The sequence below is a fragment of the Nocardia sp. NBC_00565 genome (assembly GCF_036345915.1).
In the GTDB taxonomy this organism is placed as follows: domain Bacteria; phylum Actinomycetota; class Actinomycetes; order Mycobacteriales; family Mycobacteriaceae; genus Nocardia.
Genome location: NZ_CP107785.1, coordinates 6,427,478 through 6,442,121, shown reverse-complemented (window position 1 = coordinate 6,442,121; position 14,644 = coordinate 6,427,478). Strand labels below are relative to the sequence as shown.

The 14,644-nt window shown below is 66.2% G+C and carries 16 protein-coding genes and 1 tRNA gene; 12 read left to right on the top strand and 5 right to left on the bottom strand.

Annotation, left to right across the window (positions count from 1 at the left end; all coding sequences use genetic code 11):
* Positions 1–64: 64 nt before the first annotated feature.
* The 6 genes from OG874_RS29770 (at position 65) to OG874_RS29745 (ending at position 5,892) form a co-directional block, all read left to right on the top strand.
* On the top strand, positions 65–1,480 hold the full coding sequence (locus tag OG874_RS29770; RefSeq protein WP_330250410.1) for a S1C family serine protease: 1,416 nt from the start codon (positions 65–67) through the stop codon (positions 1,478–1,480).
* Between the two features lie 80 nt (positions 1,481–1,560).
* The gene (locus OG874_RS29765; RefSeq protein ID WP_330257474.1) at positions 1,561–2,055 is read left to right on the top strand and encodes a MogA/MoaB family molybdenum cofactor biosynthesis protein; all 495 of its coding nucleotides are present in this window, start codon (positions 1,561–1,563) and stop codon (positions 2,053–2,055) included.
* A gap of 697 nt (positions 2,056–2,752) precedes the next feature.
* Positions 2,753–3,433 carry an MspA family porin gene (locus OG874_RS29760; protein ID WP_330250409.1) on the top strand — a complete coding sequence of 227 codons (681 nt, stop codon included), beginning with the start codon at positions 2,753–2,755 and terminating at the stop codon, positions 3,431–3,433.
* 62 nt (positions 3,434–3,495) lie between these two features.
* Positions 3,496–4,158, top strand: coding sequence for an MspA family porin (locus OG874_RS29755; protein ID WP_330250408.1), 663 nt, complete (start codon positions 3,496–3,498; stop codon positions 4,156–4,158).
* A 312-nt stretch (positions 4,159–4,470) separates the two neighbouring features.
* On the top strand, positions 4,471–5,145 hold the full coding sequence (locus OG874_RS29750; RefSeq protein WP_330250407.1) for an MspA family porin: 675 nt from the start codon (positions 4,471–4,473) through the stop codon (positions 5,143–5,145).
* Between the two features lie 75 nt (positions 5,146–5,220).
* Complete coding sequence (locus tag OG874_RS29745) at positions 5,221–5,892, top strand: MspA family porin (RefSeq protein ID WP_330250406.1); 672 nt, start codon at positions 5,221–5,223, stop codon at positions 5,890–5,892.
* A gap of 126 nt (positions 5,893–6,018) precedes the next feature.
* Here the strand turns inward: OG874_RS29745 and mscL are convergent, their stop codons facing one another.
* The 4 genes from mscL to OG874_RS29725 all read right to left on the bottom strand — a co-directional run bounded on the left by mscL (position 6,019) and on the right by OG874_RS29725 (position 8,364).
* A complete protein-coding gene (mscL, locus tag OG874_RS29740) occupies positions 6,019–6,423 on the bottom strand; it encodes a large conductance mechanosensitive channel protein MscL (protein ID WP_330250405.1) in 405 nt (134 codons plus the stop codon).
* Positions 6,424–6,533: 110 nt separating this feature from the next.
* Positions 6,534–7,247 carry an SAF domain-containing protein gene (locus OG874_RS29735; RefSeq protein WP_330250404.1) on the bottom strand — a complete coding sequence of 238 codons (714 nt, stop codon included), beginning with the start codon at positions 7,245–7,247 and terminating at the stop codon, positions 6,534–6,536.
* Positions 7,248–7,391: 144 nt separating this feature from the next.
* Positions 7,392–7,688: an FmdB family zinc ribbon protein gene (locus tag OG874_RS29730; RefSeq protein WP_330250403.1), complete on the bottom strand. Its 297-nt coding sequence runs from the start codon at positions 7,686–7,688 to the stop codon at positions 7,392–7,394.
* 88 nt (positions 7,689–7,776) lie between these two features.
* Positions 7,777–8,364, bottom strand: coding sequence for a 5-formyltetrahydrofolate cyclo-ligase (locus tag OG874_RS29725; protein ID WP_330257473.1), 588 nt, complete (start codon positions 8,362–8,364; stop codon positions 7,777–7,779).
* Between the two features lie 86 nt (positions 8,365–8,450).
* Here OG874_RS29725 and OG874_RS29720 point away from each other — a divergent pair, with 86 nt between their 5' ends.
* The 6 genes from OG874_RS29720 (at position 8,451) to OG874_RS29695 (ending at position 13,658) form a co-directional block, all read left to right on the top strand.
* Positions 8,451–9,407: a UTP--glucose-1-phosphate uridylyltransferase gene (locus tag OG874_RS29720; protein WP_330250402.1), complete on the top strand. Its 957-nt coding sequence runs from the start codon at positions 8,451–8,453 to the stop codon at positions 9,405–9,407.
* Positions 9,408–9,536: 129 nt separating this feature from the next.
* Complete coding sequence (gene glp, locus OG874_RS29715; protein ID WP_330250401.1) at positions 9,537–10,796, top strand: molybdotransferase-like divisome protein Glp; 1,260 nt, start codon at positions 9,537–9,539, stop codon at positions 10,794–10,796.
* Positions 10,797–10,808: 12 nt separating this feature from the next.
* Complete coding sequence (locus OG874_RS29710) at positions 10,809–11,459, top strand: GNAT family N-acetyltransferase (RefSeq protein WP_330250400.1); 651 nt, start codon at positions 10,809–10,811, stop codon at positions 11,457–11,459.
* 369 nt (positions 11,460–11,828) lie between these two features.
* Positions 11,829–12,929: a divisome protein SepX/GlpR gene (gene sepX, locus OG874_RS29705; RefSeq protein WP_330250399.1), complete on the top strand. Its 1,101-nt coding sequence runs from the start codon at positions 11,829–11,831 to the stop codon at positions 12,927–12,929.
* Positions 12,930–13,033: 104 nt separating this feature from the next.
* Positions 13,034–13,106: transfer RNA gene (locus OG874_RS29700), tRNA-Ala, on the top strand.
* A 348-nt stretch (positions 13,107–13,454) separates the two neighbouring features.
* Positions 13,455–13,658, top strand: coding sequence for a hypothetical protein (locus tag OG874_RS29695; protein WP_330250398.1), 204 nt, complete (start codon positions 13,455–13,457; stop codon positions 13,656–13,658).
* Between the two features lie 143 nt (positions 13,659–13,801).
* On the opposite strand, the gene OG874_RS29690 is transcribed toward OG874_RS29695, so the two are convergent.
* Positions 13,802–14,626: a helix-turn-helix domain-containing protein gene (locus OG874_RS29690; protein ID WP_330250397.1), complete on the bottom strand. Its 825-nt coding sequence runs from the start codon at positions 14,624–14,626 to the stop codon at positions 13,802–13,804.
* Between the last annotated feature and the right edge of the window lie 18 nt (positions 14,627–14,644).

Here is a 14,644-nt window from a genome sequence, read left to right as displayed (position 1 = left end):
GTCTCAGTCGGCTCTCAGTCGTCATCGCCAAACTGGTTGAAGACGTGAGGAGAAACGAGAAACCATGACCGAGGATTCCAAGGACCGGCGAGGGGAGCCGGCGAACACTGATGCGGCGCCCGGCCCGCATTCGACTCAGGAGATCCCGGCCGTACAACCGGGGCAGGGCTACCCACAATCCGGATATGTCGTCCATGAACAGCAGCCGTCGCGCGCGCCCTGGTCGTCCTGGCAGCAGCCCAACGCGACCCAGCCGTTCCCTGGGCCCGAGGCGGGGCCGGAATACACCCAGCCGTCCTATATCCCGCCGGTTCCGCCCGGCGGCGTCCCCGGCGCGGCATTCGGCGCTCAGCCGCAACCCGAACCCGCGCGCCGCCCGATTCGCACCGGGCTCGTCGTCGGCGCGGTCGCGCTCGCGCTCGTCAGCGGTGGCGTCGGCGGCGCGGTCGGCTCGCTGGTCACTCGCTCCGACAACGGTCGTGCCGCGGTCACCAACGCTCTGGACGTGCCCAAGCCCAACGTCAGCAATGTCGCCAACGCGCCCGCCGGTTCCACCCAGGCGGTGGCGCAGAAGGTGCTGCCGAGCGTGGTGATGATCAAGGTCGCCAGCAATCGCGCCCAGGGCGAGGGTTCCGGCGTCGTGTTGTCCTCCGACGGTCTGATCCTGACCAATAATCACGTGGCCTCCGGCGGGGGCGCCAACGCCACCATGGAGGTCGCGTTCTCCGACGGCACCACCGCACCCGCGACGCTGGTCGGCGCCGATCCCGTCTCCGATCTGGCCGTCATCAAGGTCCAGAAGGCCGGGCTGACCCCGATCGAGCTCGGTACCTCGGCGAATCTCGCGGTGGGTGAGTCGGTCATCGCGATCGGTTCGCCGCTCGGGCTGGCCGGCACAGTGACCACGGGCATCGTCTCCGCGCTCAATCGCCCGGTCTCCACCAACGGCGAGGGCACACCGAGCCAGGTGCAGCCGGTCATCGACGCGGTCCAGACCGATGCCGCGATCAACCCGGGCAACTCCGGCGGCGCGCTGGTCGACGCCAACGGCAAGCTCATCGGCATCAACACCGCCATCGCCAGCCTCGGCGGCGGCGAGGCGACCGGTCAGCAGAGCGGTTCGATCGGCCTCGGTTTCGCCATCCCGGTCGACCAGGCCCGCCGGGTCGCCGACGAACTGATCAAGACCGGCCACGCGACCTACGCCCAAATCGGCATCAAACTGCGCCCGCAGGACACCGCCGCACGGGTGCTCGAGGCGACCCCGGACGGCCCGGCCGCCAAGGCCGGTATCCCGGCGGGCGTGGTCATTACCAAGGTCGACGATCGGACCATCGACTCGGGTGACGCGCTCATCGCCGCGGTCCGCTCGCATCAGCCAGGAGACAAGGTGAAGATCACCTACACCGATGAACAGGGCAACAATCCCAAGACCGTCGAGGTGACCCTCACCGGCGCGCCCGCGGACGGTGGCCGTTGATGCGGGTTCTGCCGGGCGGAAAGTCGGCGCGACCGGGAGCGGACGCCCACCTCGTCGGCTTGGACGCTACGGTGAGCACCATGGAAATCGATGCTCCTGTGGCGGGGCGTGCACTGGTGGTGGTCGTCGACGATCGAACGGCGCATGGAGGTGTGGACTCGCTCGGGCCGCTGGTCACCGAGCTGCTCACCGAGGCGGGTTTCCTGGTGGACGCTTCGGTGTCCGTACAGGCCGATGAGGTGGAGATCCGCAACGCGCTCAACACCGCGGTGATCGGCGGTGTCGATCTGGTCATCTCCGTCGGCGGCACCGGCATGTCCCCGCGTGATGTCACCCCGGAGGCCACCGCACAGGTACTGGACCGGGAACTGACCGGCATCAGCGAGGCGCTGCGCTCCTCGGGCCGGGTCGCCGGATCGCTCGACGCCGGGCTGTCCCGTGGTCTGGCCGGGATCTCCGGCTCCACGTTGGTGGTGAACCTGCCGGGCAGTCGGGCCGCGGTCCGCGACGGTATGGCAACCCTGGGTCCGCTGGCCAGTCGAGTGATCGGCGAATTATCCGGATTGGCCGAATAATTTCCGCCACGGACTCCGCTGACGACCCTCGCCCGGCGGCGCGCCGGGCGAGGGATGCCGCGCGTCTGGCAAAAATCTTCGGTGACGTTCTCCCGGAGACAACCGGTGACGAGCGCGGTGATCATTCCGATGCCGAATCGTCATCGGACGACTGGTTCCGCTCGCAGGTGCCACCCCATCACGGCTGAAGACCCATCTACGGTCCGGCCACGTATTACGAGCTCACATCCTGGCATTGTCCACCGTGAATCCGACAATCTGAAATTTGCTCAGGTATTCAATTACGGCACTGTCCCGTAGTTGCCGTAGGCGTTTATGTGACTGCAGTCACTTTTTTGTTCGGTTCGGGTCGAGCGTTCTCCCCGTTTATGCACGTCAAGCAATATGAGCATTTGAGATGGTGTGATCTAGATCACATTAATCTTTACAGAAACTTACGTTGCCAGACCGTTACTGGTCGGTTTAATCTCGCCACGAGCCACCCACGCTGCTGGACTTCGCAGGCCCGGGTGCGGCACGTACGTTGTCGACCCGGCGGAACCTGGCTCGGTTCCGTTTGCCAGCACTGACCGTTGCGCCGAAATAACAGCCGGTTACACATCGGCAACAATCGGAGAACAAACTGAGCTGGGCCTGAGAGGACCACCGTCCAGCCTCGATGGTCGAGGCTGACTGTTAGAACCTGATGAGGGGAAGTATGAGCGAGAACCGCACCAACGGTCTGCGCCGCGGTGCCCAGATTGCGGGCGTCGGCGCTGCCGCGGCCGTGGCCATGGGCCTGCTTTCGGCCGGTGCTGCCAATGCCGATACCTTTGTGCCGTTGCCGGACGGCGCCAAGGGAAACCCGGCGGGCACCGTCACGATCAGCCGTACAGGTGAGCACGCCCTGATTTCGCCGTCGCTGGCGGCCAACGGCGCCGGTCGCGTCGTCTGGGTTTCGGGCAACGCCGTCGCCGATATCAGCGAGACCCCCGAAGGCACCGTCGGCCCGAACAACGGCGCGTCCGGCGCGCCGGGCACCAACAACTCCTCGACGCACGGCGCATCGCAGCTGAGCACCGGCTACATCGTCGGCTGCCAGGTCAGCATCGCCAGCGATGCCATCTCCGCCGGTGTCTCCGGTGGCGTCACCCTCTCGGGCGGTTCGCTCGGTGGCTCGATCGGCCTCAACCTCGGCCCCGGCGATGTCAAGTTCGTTCAGATCGACTACAAGGACATCACCAAGCCCGGTCACTACTCGGTCGAGTACCAGGACGCGGAAATCGAGATCCAGGGTTGCGCGGGCTACGCCCAGGCGCGTGCCTACACCGTCGTCGAGATCATCGGTGACCACTACTCGAAGACCACGCTCTACGGGCAGCCGTTCAGCGTCGGCTGATGTCGGTCAATCCAACGAACACTCTTCTCGCTCAAGCGAATCAACCCTCGAGGGACATAAGCATGATCAACCGTAAGAATGTGGCTCGGGTGGCCGGTGTCGGCGCCGCAGCCACTCTCGCCCTTGGCCTGTTCTCCACAGGTGCGGCGAACGCCGACGCCTTCGTTCCGCTGCCGGGCGGCTCGATCACCAAGACGCTCTCCGACGGCACCGTCGTCACCATCAGCCTGGTCGGCGAGTCCGCCAACATCAACCCGTCCATGGGCTCCACCCCGCTGCACCGCAACGCGTGGGTCTCGGGCTCCGCGCAGGTCGAGGTCTCCGGTGACGGCTCAGGCTCGATCTTCCCGGGCTACACCGTCGGCTGCCAGGTCAACATCTCCGGTGGCGGTGCCACCGGCGGTGTCGATGGCTCCGCGAACTGGGACGGGAGTGACGGTAGCGTCGGCGCCAGCACTGGTGGCAACCTGACCCTCGGCCCGGGGCAGTCGCAGTCGTTCTACGTGCTCGACCTGGAGCAGGCCGACGACTTCGGTAACGAGGCGCACAAGAAGCGCAACAAGTTCAAGGGTGGCAGCGGCTCTGTCACCTGGTCCGACGAGACGATCGGCCTGACCGGTTGCGCCGGTTACGCCCAGGCGCGGGCCTTCATCAGCGTCGAGGTCGAGACCGACAACGTCATCACCTGGATGACGTTGTGGGGTCAGCCCTTCAGCCTCGGCTGATCGGTAGCGTCACCGAAAACTGAAGACACACAAGCGGACTCGTCGCATGCGCGACGGGTCCGCTTGCTTTTGTAAAAGTCGTTGTCGCCCATCACGATCGGGGATCGTAGCGGAGGCATCGGTAACATGTGCGAAATCTCTCAGGAAGTTCACGGAAACCACTAATATTGGGCGCACCCAAGATCGTCCACCGACGAGATTGTCGGCAATCCGCTTGATGGCCAAGGTATTTCCAGCAAGCGGTGTCGGCATGAAAGGGGTTTTCGGCCTCGGTACCCCGAGGTCGACCGCTAGATCCTGATGAGGGGAAGTATGAGCAAGAACCGCACCAGCGGTCTGCGTCGAGGTGCCCGCATTGCGGGTGCCGGTGTCGCAGCCGCTGTGGGAATGGGCCTGCTTTCGATCGGCGCTGCCAACGCCGATGTCTTCGTGCCGTTGCCGGACGGCCAGAAGTCGGGTCCGGGCGTGACCATCTCTCGCACGGGTGAGCACGCGTTGATTTCGCCATCCTTAGCCGCCAATGGCGCGGGCCGAGTCGTTTGGGTCTCGGGCAACGCCAACGCCGATGTGTCCGTCACGCCAGAGGGCACGATCGGCCCGAACAACGGCGCTTCCGGAGCGCCGGGTACCAATAACTCCTCGACGCACGGTGCTTCGCAATTGAGCACCGGCTATATCGTCGGCTGCCAGGTCAGCATCGCCGATAACGCGATCTCGGCCGGTGTTTCCGGCGGCATCAACCTCTCGGGCGGTTCGCTCGGTGGCTCGATCGGCCTCAACCTCGGCCCCGGCGACGTCAAGTTCGTTCAGATCGATTACAAGGACATCCTCGAGCCCGGCGTCTACTCCGTCGAGTATCAGGATGCGGAGATCGAGATCCAGGGTTGCGCGGGTTATGCCCAGGCGCGTGCCTACACCGTTGTCGAAATCATCGGCAATAACTACTCCAAGGTGACCCTCTACGGAGCGCCGTTCAGCATCGGCTGACCTCGGCTGGATCTGTCAAATCTCTACTCGCCGAATCGAACTCATCGAACTCAATCCGCTAGGGGTAGTACAACAATGATCGATCGTAAATTTGTGGCGCGTGCGGCCGGGCTCGGCGGCGCGGCCGCGTTGGCACTGGGTCTGCTCTCGACCGGTGCGGCCAATGCCGACACCTTCATTCCGCTGCCGGGCGGGCAAATCACCAAGACGCTATCCGACGGCACCGTCCTGACAATCCGGCTGGTCGGCGAATCGGCCAATATCAACCCGTCCATGGGCTCCACGCCGGTGCATCGCAACGCGTGGGTGTCCGGCAGCGCGCAAGTCGAAGTGTCCGACGGTAACAACGGCGCGATCTTCCCGGGATATGTCGTCGCCTGCCAGGTGAATATCGACGGTGGCGGCGCGGAAGGCGGCGTAACCGGCGGTCTCGACTGGAGCGACAGCAACAACGTCAAGCCGAAGGCGAGCGCCTCCAGCGGCGCGAACCTCAGCCTCGGTCCCGGCCAGGCACAGTCGTTCTACGTGCTCGATCTCGAGCAGGCCGACGACTTCGGTAACGAGGCGCACAAGAAGCGCAACAAGTTCAAGGGTGGCAGCGGCTCGGTCACCTGGGCCGACGAGACCATCGGCCTGACCGGCTGCGGCGGTTATGCCCAGGCGCGCTCGTTCGTCAGTGTCGAGGTGGAGACCGATCACGTCATCACCTGGACGACGTTGTGGGGTCAGCCCTTCAGTATCGGCTGAGGTCCGGCCTGGGTGAAATACCCAGTGGCACCGACGAATCGGGCCCGTCGCAGCGGCGACGGGCCCGATTGCGCTCCGATATAGGAGAATTCAGGGATATAGGAGAATTCAGGGGCACAGGGGAATTCAGAATTCGTGACGTCCACCGGAGCTGTGCTGCCCCTCGGCGAGCAGATCCCGAATCTGTACCAGCACTTCGGAATCGGTGAGTGGAGTGTCGCTGGCGCCCCAGCGCTTCTTCGCGTGCAGCGCGGGCAGCACCAACACCAAGTACAGCACCGCGGCGATGATTACGAAGTTGAGGGCCGCGGTGATGATCGGGCCGACCTGCACGAAGGTCGCCGGTTTATCGGCAACCAACCGGAAACCGAGGCCGATTTCATTGTTGCCGCCGAATACGGCAAGTATCGGATTGATGATCCCATTGGTGAACGCGGTGACGATCGCGACGAACGCGGTACCGATCACCACGGCTACCGCCAGGTCGACGACGTTTCCGCGGAGTAGGAATTCCTTGAAACCCTTGAGCATTGCCGATATCTCCTCTTCGGGTGGGAGCTGACTAGCTGTGCTCGGCGGTTCGGGCTGCCGTTCCGACCGATGCTAGTTGACCTTGATGGCAAATACTCAGCGAACGATTGTCAATGAAAGACGACGGTAAGGGCGGTTCGCAACGAGGCGGCGGCCACGGCGGTCGCGTGTTCGGCATCCATCGCGACCAGCACCACCCGCTCGGGCGTGCCGCGTCGGTCGGCGGGGCTGGATACCAGGACGACCGCGGCGTCGATGGCGAGTAGCCGGGCGGGGCGCGTGCCCGGACCGCTCTGGTCCTCGGCGCCGATGACATCCACCCGGTCGCCCGCCCGCAGGATCTCCGCGACCGCGGTGTCGGCCAAGCGAATGGGCACGATGCGGGCATCGCGGGCGCCGGTGGCGACCGCCGCCAACCGCGGCCCGACGATGCGCAGATCGGTGAACACCTCGCCGGTGCGCATGGCGCCGGTCAGGGTCGCGCCGACCAGGATGGCGATGTCGTCGACCGCGCCCGTGGGCAGGGTGCGGGCTTCATGCGGTGTCGAGCGCAGATCATCGGCCTCGAGTAGATGTCCGGGTGGCAGATCGCGCCCGGCGACCACGACCTCGGTGCGCTCACTGCCGGGATCACCGCGCAGCAACAGCACGACCGCGAGTGCGGTGAGTGCGGCCGCGAGTACGCGGCGGGCGAGGAGACCGTCGGCCCAAGACGGTCGATTCCCGACCGCGGCGCGCAGGGAGCCGCCGCGGCCGAGATCGGCGAAGGATCGGGTCTTACGCAGCGGGGATATGCCCGGCGGAATCGTGCCCAGGGGAGCCATGTCCGGAGCATATGGTCGGGCGCCCGGCGACTCGCCCGAGAAAAGCTGGCCCTGTGGATAACAACAGCCCTGTGGACAACTCCCACGGGGCTGGTCGTATCGAGCGACCGCAAGCGGTCGCTATCTCCGGTTTCGAACCGAAACTCAGCTGGCGACGGCCGTGCTGGTCGTGCTCGAGCTGCTGGACGATCCCGCGTCCGAGCTCGCCGCGGTGCTACTGGCGCCGCTGTCCGACTTCGCGGGCTCACTCGCCGTCGACGCGCCACCACGGCTGTCGGTGCGGTAGAAGCCACTGCCCTTGAACACGATGCCGACCGAGTTGAAGAGCTTGCGCAGCTTCCCGGAGCACTCCGAGCAGACGCTCAGCGCCTCGTCTGTGAAGGACTGAACGATGTCGAAGCGGTTGTCACACTGGGTGCACGCGTATGAATAAGTTGGCACAGCATCCTCCGCAGGGTTCGTCAATCTGGCACTCTACAGCCGACAGTGCCAACACCGCTAATCGGCATTTCATTCCGCATCCGCATTGCTACCGAGTTGATACGGCGCTATCCAGTCGATGCAGTCCGCCGTGCGGTGTCAGCGCCCAACCCATGCGCAGATCATGCGGCTCCTCCGGGAGCCGATCGAGCAGCTCATCATCGCGAACCACCGCGATCAACCGCGTTCGCGGCCGCGCGGCCGCCAGCGTCCGGTCGTAGTACCCCGCACCCCGGCCCAGCCGCACCCCGCGGCGGTCCACCGCCAACGCCGGGACCAGGATCAGCTCCGCCAGCGTGATCGCGTCGGCGAGCACCGCACCTGTGGGTTCGAGCAGTCCGAATCTCGCACGCCGCAAGCCCGCCGAACCGGTGTACTCGGCCCAGTTCAACGGTCCGGGTGGTCCGGTGACCGGCAACAGCACGCGGGCACCCGCCGCGCGCAGCGCCTCGAGCATCGCCGTCGATCCGGGTTCTCCACGCACCGGCACGTACGCGCAGACCCATTCGGGAACGTCCATTTCGGCGATGTTGTGGGCCAGCTCACGCGCCTCGAGCGCATGCTCGGCGGCGGTCATCGCGGCCCGTCTCGCACTGATTTCGGTCCGCCAGGCATGTTTGTCACGCTCGCCGGGCATCTCCACAGTGATCACCTTAAGCTCACCGGGACCCGAGTCGGCGTGATGGCCGCTTCGAGCCAGGGATGGATGGATAGGGTAGGCGTATGACAGCAAAGGCCGGACAAACCGCGAACGACGCGGTCGTGTCGTGTTTCCGCACGGCCGTCGTGCCCGCGGCCGGGCTCGGGACGCGGTTCCTGCCCGCGACCAAGACCGTGCCCAAGGAGCTGCTGCCGGTGGTGGACACTCCGGGCATCGAGCTGGTCGCGACCGAGGCCGCCGACTCCGGCGCCGAGCGGCTGGTGATCGTGACCTCACCGGGCAAGGACGGCGTGGTCGCGCACTTCGTCGAGGACCTGGTGCTGGAGGGCACGCTCGCCGAGCGCGGCAAGTTCCATCTGTTGGAGAAGGTGCGCAAGGCGCCCGCGCTGCTCGATGTCACCTCGGTGGTTCAAGAGGAGCCACTCGGTCTCGGGCACGCGGTCGCGCAGGCCGAGCGCGTCCTCGATGACGATGAGGACGCCATCGCCGTGCTGCTACCCGACGATCTGGTGCTGCCGTGCGGTGTGCTCGATGTGATGAGCCGGGTCCGGCGCAAGCGCGGCGGAACGGTGTTGTGCGCCATCGACGTTCCCAAGAACGAGGTCAGCGCCTACGGTGTGTTCGACGTCGCGCCGGTGCCCGATGCGGTGAACCCGAATGTGCTGCGGGTCAAGGGAATGGTGGAGAAGCCTGCGCTCGCCGACGCACCGTCGACGTATGCCGCCGCGGGCCGATACCTGTTGGACCGCGCCATCTTCGACGCGCTGCGCCGGATCGAACCGGGCGCGGGCGGTGAGCTACAACTCACCGACGCGATCGCACTGCTCATCGAGGAGGGCCATCCGGTCCATGTGGTGGTGCACCGTGGGTCGCGCCACGATTTGGGCAACCCGGGCGGCTATCTTCGTGCTGCGGTCGATTTCGCTTTGGAACGAGAGGAATACGGACCCGCCCTGCGCGAGTGGCTGCAGCATCGGCTCAGTTCGGACTGGGACCCACAGCTGACGACCTACGACTGATAGGGACGGGCGTCGGGTTTCGCCGATAGTGGACCGTCGGGTACGAATGATGGTTCACCTTCGCGCGCACGGAACACGGTTGCGCGGGTTGCGGAATCGGGTCGGTGCGGAGAGATCAGGAAGGGCTGGATGCGCTCGGTTGAGGATCAGCAGATCAAGGTGACAGCTGCGGCGGTCGCGCCCCGGCCGGTCCGGGTCGCGATCTCCGAGGCCCAGGGCCTGCTGTGTGCCGAGGATGTCGTGACCGAGCTACCGCTGCCCGGATTCGATCAGGCCGCCATCGACGGCTACGCGGTGCGCAGTGTCGATGTGTCCGCCGCCGGTACCGATATCCGCAACGAGGACGGCGAACTGGTCGATTTGACGCTGCCGGTGGTCGGCGAGGTGGTCGCCGGTTCCAAGCAGCCGATCCGTCTGCAGCCGCGCCAGACCGTGCGAGTGGATACCGGTGCTCCGCTGCCGACGCTCGCGGATGCCGTACTGCCCTTGGATTTCACCGATGGCGGCCGGGCCAGGATCAAGGTGTACGAGCCGGTCCGTTCGGGTGACTATGTCCGGCGCATCGGCGACGATGTGCAGCCCGGCGATGTCGCGGTGCGCGCGGGCACCATCATCGGTGCGGCGCAGGTGGGTCTGCTGGCCGCCGTCGGGCAGGACAAGGTGCTTGTGCATCCGAGGCCGCGGCTGTCGGTGATCTCGATCGGCGGCGAGCTCATCGATATCGACCGCACGCCTGGGCCGGGGCAGGTCTACGACGTGAATTCCTATGCGCTGGCCGCCGCCGCGCGCGATGCCGGCGCGGATGTGAACCGCGTCGGCATCGTCAGTTCGGATCCGCGGCGGCTGCGCGATGTGGTGGAGGGGCAACTGGTCCGCTCCGAGGTCGTGGTGATCGCGGGTGCGGTCGGCGGGTGGGCCTCGGAGCAGGTGCGCGAGTCGCTCGAAGGTCTCGGTGAGCTCGAAATCGCAAGGGTGGCTATGCATCCCGGCTCTGTACAGGGTTTCGGACGACTCGGCCGCGATGAGGTGCCGACCTTTCTGCTACCGTCGAATCCCGTTGGCGCACTGGTGGTTTTCGAGGTAATGGTGCGACCGCTGATTCGAATCGCGTTGGGGCGCAGACATCCGATGCGCCGGATCATTCGCGCCAGAACCATCACGCCGATCACCTCGATGGTCGGGCGCAAAGGCTATCTGCGCGCGCAACTCATGCGCGATGAGGCCACCGGCGATTATCTGGTGCAGCCGCTCAGCGGCGGCGCCGGCGGTTCGTCGCATCTGCTCGTCACTCTCGCCGAGGCGAACAGTCTGATCGTGATCGACCCGGACGACACCGAGATCAGGACCGGTGACGAGGTCCGGGTCGCCTTTCTCGCACAGCGCGGCTGAGGCGTGGAGACGATGAACGTTTTCCGGGTCACGCAGCATCCGGGATGGCCCGCGCATCTGGGACCGGTGCGCGTCGCGGCGGGACAGGTGACGCTGCGGCCGGTGCGGTTGCGCGACGCGGCGGCGTGGAGCCGAATCCGCCTGCGTGACCAGGCGCATCTGGAGCCGTGGGAGCCGACCGGGCGTGGGGCCTGGGAGGCGCGCAACCACGCGTCGAATTGGCCGTCGCTGTGGTCGAGTCTGAAGGCCGAGGCCAGGCGCGGCGCGATGATTCCGCTCGTGATCGAGGTCGACGGTGCCTTCAGCGGGCAGTTGACCATCGGCAATATCGTGCGCGGCGCACTGCGTTCGGCGTGGATCGGGTATTGGGTGGCCAAGGATCTGGGCGGTCAGGGTGTGGCGACGGCCGCGCTGGGGCTCGGCGTGGATCACTGCTTCGGGCCCGCCGGGTTGCATCGGATCGAGGCGACCGTGCGGCCGGAGAATCTGGCCAGTCAAGCGGTGCTGCGCAATGTCGGATTCCGCGAGGAAGGGCTGCTCAAGCGCTACCTCGATGTGGACGGGGCGTGGCGCGATCACCTGATGGTCGGCATCACCGTCGAGGAGGTGGCGGGGACCGTCATCGACCGGCTGGTGCGCGATGGTCGGGCCACCTTGCCCTGAATCTGCGGATATCTGTACGTTCGTGCCGTTTCCGACGCGCCCGGGTGCTTCGACGCGCGGCGCAAATGGTGGAACTGTGACAGGTGTGGCGTATGTGCACGGCGCGCCTGACCGAACTTGGTGCGACACAGAATTAACCTACGGACGTCGGAGGTGCGTCTTGCGCCACCGACAGTGGCCCGTGGCGATTGCTCGCGGGTCGCTCGAAAGGATCGGCTGTGAGGCGCCCGGTGCGAACTCCGAATACGTCTCGCGGCGACCGGACGTCCCTCCGTCCGATGCGTTCGCGGCGAGCGAACGCACTGCGACGGGGCGCGGTGCGACCCGGTCGAATGGACGATGCGGCGGGGACGGAGGTGCTGAGGCGAGATGCCGAATTCGATCCTATGGATTGGCCTGGTCGTGCTCTGGGTCTTCGTGCTGTTCCCGATCCTGGCCGACCGGCATCCGAGGATCCGGCAGACGACCGACGCGGCGTTGGCGACCCGCGTATTGCACCGCGGAGGTTCCAAGCGGCGCACGAAGAGTGGACCGGCCGCGGGGCACGACAGTGACCCGGATTACCGGCCGACCCGAGTGCAGAGAAAGCTTTCCCACAGCGATGATGCGGAGGACCGGATGACCACACCGGCCGACGAGCAGGTCAGTGCGGCGAATGACAATCCCGCGGACAACCCGCCCGAAATCAGGTCCGGGGTATCCGATTCCGAAATCGACGACAGGGACGGCGAAGTCGACGAATTCGACCCGGCCGATGACGAATTCGACGATGCCGACCCCGAATTCGACGATGTCGATTCCGGCGATGCCGAGATCGCTACCGCCCGAACGGCTGCGAAGGTCCGCGCGACGGCCGATGATGACCTGGTGGCCGTAGAGCACGCCGAACCGACCGGTGCCAGGATCCCCTCGGCCCGGACGGCGCCGCCCGCTCGCGTCACCGACTCCGACGACGAATTCGATTCGGCCGACCCCGATTTCGTCCCCACCCGGCGCGGCCGCGGCGGCTTCGACCCGGAGGCCGACGCCATCGCCCGCGCGGCCCGCTACACCTTCCGGCAGCGCGCCGTGCTCGGCCTCATCCTGGCCACCCTTGCCTTCGGCGGCCTCGGCGTGGCCGTGAGCCACCTGTTCTGGTGGGGCTGCGGTGTGTCGGGCCTCGTGCTGGTGACCTATCTGGCGTACCTACGCAAGCAGGTCCGCATGGAGGAGGAGATCCGCCGCCGCCGCCTCGCCCGCCTCGCTCGCAGCCGGGGCGAGCAGGTCGAGGACGAACGGCAAGCCGAGCAGCGCGCCCAACAGCGCGTCATGGACCGCGACACCGCCCGCGCCCTACGCCGCCGCTCCGCCCTCATCGAACCCGACGACGAAGACCCCATGTTCGAACACCTGGAAACCTTCGACGCCGCCACCGCCCGCGCCCTACGCCGCGGCACCAGCGGCGATATGCGCCGCGCCGCAGGCGCCTGATCTCCCCCCAGCCCCATCCAGCATCTGCCCAGGTCACCCACACGATTCGGAACCTGGCCACCCCGCCTGATACAGTGTCACAGCGCGGTTCCCCGGAGCCGCACGGGGCTATAGCGCAGTTGGTAGCGCGTCTCGTTCGCATCGAGAAGGTCAGGGGTTCGATTCCCCTTAGCTCCACCGAGAAGATACGAATAGCGGCTTTGGCCAGGTGTTTTGTTGCGATTTGAACATGGGTCCACGGTCGCATCAGTATCTATATCGCCTGCTCAGCGGCTGTTTTTTTATTCTAGTTCCGCAGGTGCTCTGTTCTGGCTTGGTGTTGATTAAGTCGGAAGCGCTGTGTCAGGACAGACCACAGCGCCCACAAGCCGTGCCAGCAACAAGTGGGAGTTCGCCTGGTCGTCTTGGATTGATGTCAAGACTGAGCCCGCCCGTGTGTGTCGCGGGTACGGACGCCACATTCGCGCAAACGGTTCAACACCGGTGTGGATCGCCCACGATGGGGCAGGGTGCGAGAATCGCCCGATGGATGACTACACCACTCACAAGCAGCGCGCCGAGGCACTGCTCAGTGGCCTCACCGCCGGGGCGGCGGTCAGCGGAGCGGAGCGGCGGAACGTGATCGCTCAGGCGCAGGCACATGCCGCCCTCGCACAGGCGGAAGCCCAGCGGGAAACCGCGGAGGCCATACGGGCACTTGGGGCGTTGTCGGCACGAAGCGCAGTCTGAACGAAGCAGACCGGCCCGCAACGGGAATCGCGACCCCAGCAGATCTGGCGGGACCGCAGGCTGACCTCGCGGGACGAGTCGTGCTCAGTCCGGTCCACATGTGCCCCTCGGATAGGCGGTCGATGTTCGTTCGGCTGCGGGGATCAGGTTGTCGGCCAGGCGACTTCATCGATCGCGAGCCACGGTGCCCTCGCGACGACGGTGGGGGTCATATCGGTAATCGCCTTGGTTCGACGGTGAAGATGGGATTGGTCGGCGTAGCCGGCCTCGACGGCGGCATCCGCAGGCGAGCGCCCTGTCGCTAGGAGATGGGCGGCATGGTCGAAGCGGACGAGTTCGGACGCATGCTTGGGCGAGACCCCGATATGGGTGCGGAAGCGAGACCAGAGTCGTTGGCGGGTCCAGCCGGTCTCTGCGGCAAGGGCCTCGATGCGGAGCAGGCCTCTGGTGCGGACGGTCTGGTCCCAGGCGTACGTGATCTCGGGTGCTACACCGAATCCGCGAGGTACCCGGCTTCGAAGGAACGCGGCTGCGATTGCGAACCGGTCGTCCCACGACGGCGTCGAACGGAGTCGCTCGGTCAAGATGGCAGCGCGGCTGCCCCACAGTTCCGGCAGCGGTGTCACGGTGCCGCCGATGATGTCGGTGTCTCGGAGAATCGCTGCGGCGATGACGGGGGACACGCGGATCTGCAGGACGTCGCCGGCCCCTGCGCTGGTGATGCGTAAGGCGCCGGCACGGAGGCCGACGATCGCGTTCCCCGTGACCGGGCGCCCGAGAACGTCGGAGATGACTCCGTGCTCGCTGAGATCGAGCAGGAGCGTGACCAAGGGATGCGGGATCATCGTGATGTCAACAGGGGCAACTTGGTGGTACCGGAAACCCGCCATCTGGACTCCCGGAGTCGGTGGTCGGACCGGGACGGCGACGTCGACCCGACTCCAGTCCAATCTGCCCGTTGCGGTCATGCATCCCAGGCTAGCCGG